This window comes from Microcystis sp. LE19-84.1B (genome assembly GCF_027531875.1).
Taxonomy (GTDB): Bacteria; Cyanobacteriota; Cyanobacteriia; order Cyanobacteriales; family Microcystaceae; genus Microcystis; species Microcystis panniformis.
In genome coordinates this window covers 1-4406 of record NZ_JAPZSR010000122.1, presented here as the reverse complement: position 1 = coordinate 4406, position 4406 = coordinate 1, and the positions used below count along the sequence as shown (strand labels likewise).

3 protein-coding genes and 1 pseudogene are annotated in these 4406 nt (G+C 51.0%); all 4 read right to left on the bottom strand.

The genetic code is table 11. The features are described 5' to 3' along the window. Positions 1-211 (bottom strand): annotated as a pseudogene (locus O9324_RS27180) (IS5/IS1182 family transposase); the annotation flags it as partial. Positions 212-446: 235 nt separating this feature from the next. Beyond that, positions 447-2129: a family 2A encapsulin nanocompartment cargo protein cysteine desulfurase gene (locus tag O9324_RS07155; protein WP_288139832.1), complete on the bottom strand. Its 1683-nt coding sequence runs from the start codon at positions 2127-2129 to the stop codon at positions 447-449. Further along, positions 2095-3027, bottom strand: a complete 933-nt coding sequence (locus tag O9324_RS07150) for a family 2A encapsulin nanocompartment shell protein (protein WP_002750434.1) — start codon at positions 3025-3027, stop codon at positions 2095-2097. The genes O9324_RS07155 and O9324_RS07150 overlap by 35 nt, the downstream gene beginning before the upstream one ends. A 78-nt stretch (positions 3028-3105) precedes the next feature. Further along, positions 3106-4065: a serine O-acetyltransferase EpsC gene (epsC, locus tag O9324_RS07145; protein ID WP_288139831.1), complete on the bottom strand. Its 960-nt coding sequence runs from the start codon at positions 4063-4065 to the stop codon at positions 3106-3108. Positions 4066-4406 lie beyond the last annotated feature (341 nt).

Below are 4406 nucleotides of genomic sequence, written 5' to 3'. Positions count from 1 at the left end.
GATGTCTTAAATAAACCAACATTAGAACAATTTGTTCCTCTTCTGATAATTTAGGAGGTGTTCCGCTTCCTGGTTGATTAATCCTAATTTTGGTTTTTTCGATTTCTGATTGGTTTTTCCGATGTATAAGTTTTCCAAGGGCCATCAGTTGTTCTAGTTGTTGGTAGTCAATCCCTAATAGTCTTTTAGTTTGTTTCGGATATTTTTGAATGTATTCCTAGGTGTAGTTTTTCATGGCTTTTTTTGAGTCACTATTTGTTTTATTATATCCTATTATTGTGATTTAATTAAATTAGGTCGAGGTCTACTTCCATCTAAAAATTGAGAAAAAAGCAAAACCTCCTGTTATACCATAAAAAAATTATGCAGGAGGTCTATTTTAAATAGGTGGCAGTTTAGGGGGAACTGGAATAGGTGTACAAGCTGCCCCACCCATGACCGTCAGTTTATTGGCGTTGCAGACGTTCCAACGCGGCCACCAGCGCATCCACCTCAGCCTTAGTATTGTAGAAAGCCAAGGAAGGGCGCACCGTTGCCTCTAGACCAAAGCGTCGCAGAATGGGTTGAGCGCAGTGATGGCCTGCCCGCACGGCAATCCCTTCCCGATTCAGGGCCTGTCCAACGACTTCCACATCAAATCCCTCCAGCACAAAGGAAAGCACGCCGGCCTTATCGGCTGCCGTCCCAATCAAACGCAGGCCCGGGATGGTTGTCAGTCCCGCAGTGGCGTACTCCAGAAGTTCATGCTCATAATTGGCAATGGTGGTCAAACCAATCTGCTGAACATAATCCAAGGCCGTCCCTAAGCCAACGGCATCGGCAATATTGCCCGTTCCGGCCTCGAAGCGAGTGGGAGCCGCCTGATACACGGTGCGCTCAAACGTCACATCCACGATCATGTTGCCGCCGCTTTGCCAGGGAACCGTGGCATTCAACAGGTCTTCTTGACCATAAAGTACCCCGATCCCTGTGGGACCAAAGACTTTATGTCCGGAAAAGACGAACCAATCACACCCTAATTGTTGAACATCGATCGGAATGTGGGAAACCGATTGAGCGCCATCTAACAAGACTTTGGCCCCGACCCGATGGGCTAAGTCAATAATTTGTTTAGCCGGGGTAATGGTTCCCAAGGCATTGGAAACATGGGAAAAAGCCACCAGTTTTGTGCGGGAGTTGAGTAACTGTTGGTACTCTGCCAGTAAAATCTGCCCGTGGTCATCCACAGGGACAACCCGCAATTTTGCTCCCGTTTGGGCGGCTAGTTGCTGCCAAGGCACAATATTGGCATGGTGTTCTAGATGGGTGAGGACAATCTCATCCCCCGCTTGTAGGGTTTGTTGTCCCCAGCTTTTTGCCACCAGATTAATGCCTTCCGTTGTTCCCCGCACGAAAATGATTTCGTTGACAGATGAGGCATTGAGAAAACGGCGTACCGTTTCTCTGGCCGCTTCGTAAGCATCTGTGGAGCGGGCCGCTAGTTCATGGGCGGCACGATGCACATTGGAATTTTCATGGCTGTAGAAATGAACGAGGCGATCGATGACTGCTTGGGGCTTTTGAGTTGTTGCGGCATTGTCGAACCAGATCAAGGGTTTGCCATTCACCCGTTCTTGCAGGATGGGAAAATCCCGGCGAATGGTATGAACATCAAAGAAGCTAGGTCGTTGAACGCTTCGCCCGCTTGCCTGGGGGACAAAAAGGGGATCGATCGCTGGGACTTGAACAAGCTGGCCCGGTTTGGCCACTACCGCCGGAAGGTCGGGGATTTTTGTTTCTAACTCTTCGATGAAGTAGAAAGAGGGGGTGGCTAAGGGTACAGTAAAGGGAACTGTAGGCCGTTCGCCCACAGCAGCCGGGGAGGTTGCTGCGGTGGATGGCACCAGATCATCCCGGTCTGGACTCAACCCCTTGGCCACCTCTGCTCCAAGGTCGTGCCGTTGTAGTTCTTGAATTATCGTCTGGGCGAGATGCTCAAGAAGGTCAGGTTGGAATAAGGGGTTAAGAGAAATGTTCTCTGCGTCAGTTAGGGCAGTGGTGGGCGGGGATAGAGCGGGTAGATTCCCCCCCGCCTTTTCAGGGATCAGTTCAGGGTTAGTCATAGTCGTAGATGTGGTATTGGTTGACATCAACGTTCTCCAGTACGGCCGCTGCGTCGTCGGTCAACACTGCCAACGAACAGTAGAGGGAGACCAGGTAAGATGCGATCGCCTTGCGACTAATCCCCATAAATCGCACCGACAAACCAACTCCCTGTTGACCGGGTAAATTGGGCTGATAGAGACCGACCACCCCTTGACGGCTTTCTCCTACCCGCAATAACAAAATATTGGTTTTGCCTTGCTCATTCACGGCCAACTTATCGGAAGGAATTAAAGGCACGCCTCGCCAGGTAATAAACTGAGAGCCAAATAATGACACCGTAGCGGGGGGTACACCCCGTCGGGTTGCTTCTCGGCCAAAGGCGGCGATCGCTTTGGGATGGGCGAGGAAAAATGCCGGTTCCTTCCACACCTTGACCAGCAACTCATCCAAATCGTCCGGCGTGGGCGCACCATTGCGAGGTTGTACTTTCTGGGAATCAACAATATTGTTGAGCAATCCGTACTCATGGTTGTTGATCAACTCATTTTCTTGACGTTCCTTCAGCGTTTCAATCGTCAGCCGCAATTGTTCATGGATCTGATCGTGGGGACTGCTGTAGAGATCGGACACGCGAGTGTGAACATCCAGTACCGTATTCACCGCACTCAAGAAATACTCCCGGGGGGTCTCTTCGTAATCCACAAAGGTTTCGGGCAGCTCCCGCTCGTCTCGTTCAGAGCAGGCCACCTCAACCCGGGAAGCATCCCTGACTTTATTGAGACGATAAATCCCCGCCTCAACGGGTAGCCAATGCAAGAGGCGAACGAACCACCGGGGCGAAATGGTCAATAACTGAGGAACGGTCTTCGTGGCATTGGCTAACTGCCGAGCGGCAGCATCTCCCAAAGCCAGTTGTAATTCATGATCTTGGGTATAGGTCATCGAGTTAAATCCTCCAATTCAAAAAAAAAAGTAACAAAGCGACTGTCATGGCCGAACAATCACAGCCCGGACAGGCCCTCAAATTCCAGAGCCGTCATCAAACATTTCCTGTCGTAGTTGCGCCTGGGAGATAAAACCCCCCGGCGGCACACTGCGGGTTAACCAAACATTTCCACCGATGGTGGCGCCCCGACCGATAGTTACCCGACCGAGAATCGTTGCACCTGAGTAAATCACCACATCATCTTCAATAATCGGATGACGGGGTTGACCTTTGATTAAACTGCCCGATTCGTCCCGGGGAAAACTTTTCGCCCCGAGCGTGACCGCTTGGTAAAGGCGCACGCGATCGCCAATCACCGTGGTAGCCCCAATCACCACCCCCGTCCCATGATCGATAAAGAAACTATTGCCGATCGAGGCGCCGGGGTGAATGTCAATCCCCGTTAAGGAATGACCAATTTCACTGATAATCCGCGCCAACAGGGGCGAGTCCAACCGATACAGGGCATGGGCAATGCGGTGATAAGTGATGGCCGTTACCCCGGGATAACAAAACAACACTTCATCTAAATTTCTGGCTGCCGGATCACCTCGATAGGCCGCCGTGATATCCGTTTCCAGTAGAGCTTTCAGATGGGGTAATTGAGTGGCAAAGGCTTGTACCGTCCCTTGGGCGTGTTTCTCAATCTGGTCTGCCGACCAGTGCAACTGTGACCCCAGCAACCACTGTTCGCGACAAACCTGATGATGCAGCAGTTGCAGGACTTCATTGAGGGTATGACCGATAAAATAGCGGCTGGACGTTTCGCCTAAATCGGGATTGCCAAAGTGATAGGGAAAAAGAACGGCACGCAGTCGATCGACAATCCGAAATAAGGCCTCACGGGAGGGCAAGGGGAAATCGCTTCGTGATTGATACCAACTGTGGAACGACTCGCCACGAGGTTTGGACAATTGAGCGATAATTTCATCAAGATCCAAGGACAGGGTCGGTTGGGAGAGAGCGCTGGAACTGCTCGGATACTCGCTCGTCATGGGAAATTTTGGGTCTGAAACCCCGCCGTAGAACGGCGGCTTTACGTTAGAATTAAAAGGCCAGTCTCGAAAACCAAGTGGACGGCGCAGCACCTTGAAAACTCGGCTTAGGGGGTTCCGACCAGAAAAGCTTGGCCGGGTAAAAAGTCGCGCGCAACAAGTACAAGAAGCTATAGGCGGTCAACGTACCGTGGGACACAGGGAATCGGGCTTCTGAAATGGGGCGAAAGTCTGTGGACTCTGTGTAAGACAGTACATGGTTTTTTAACTGTGGTATGCGACGGTGGTGGAAGCAGAAACTTAAATCGTGAGGTTTAGGAATCGCCGCACTTTTAGGGCGG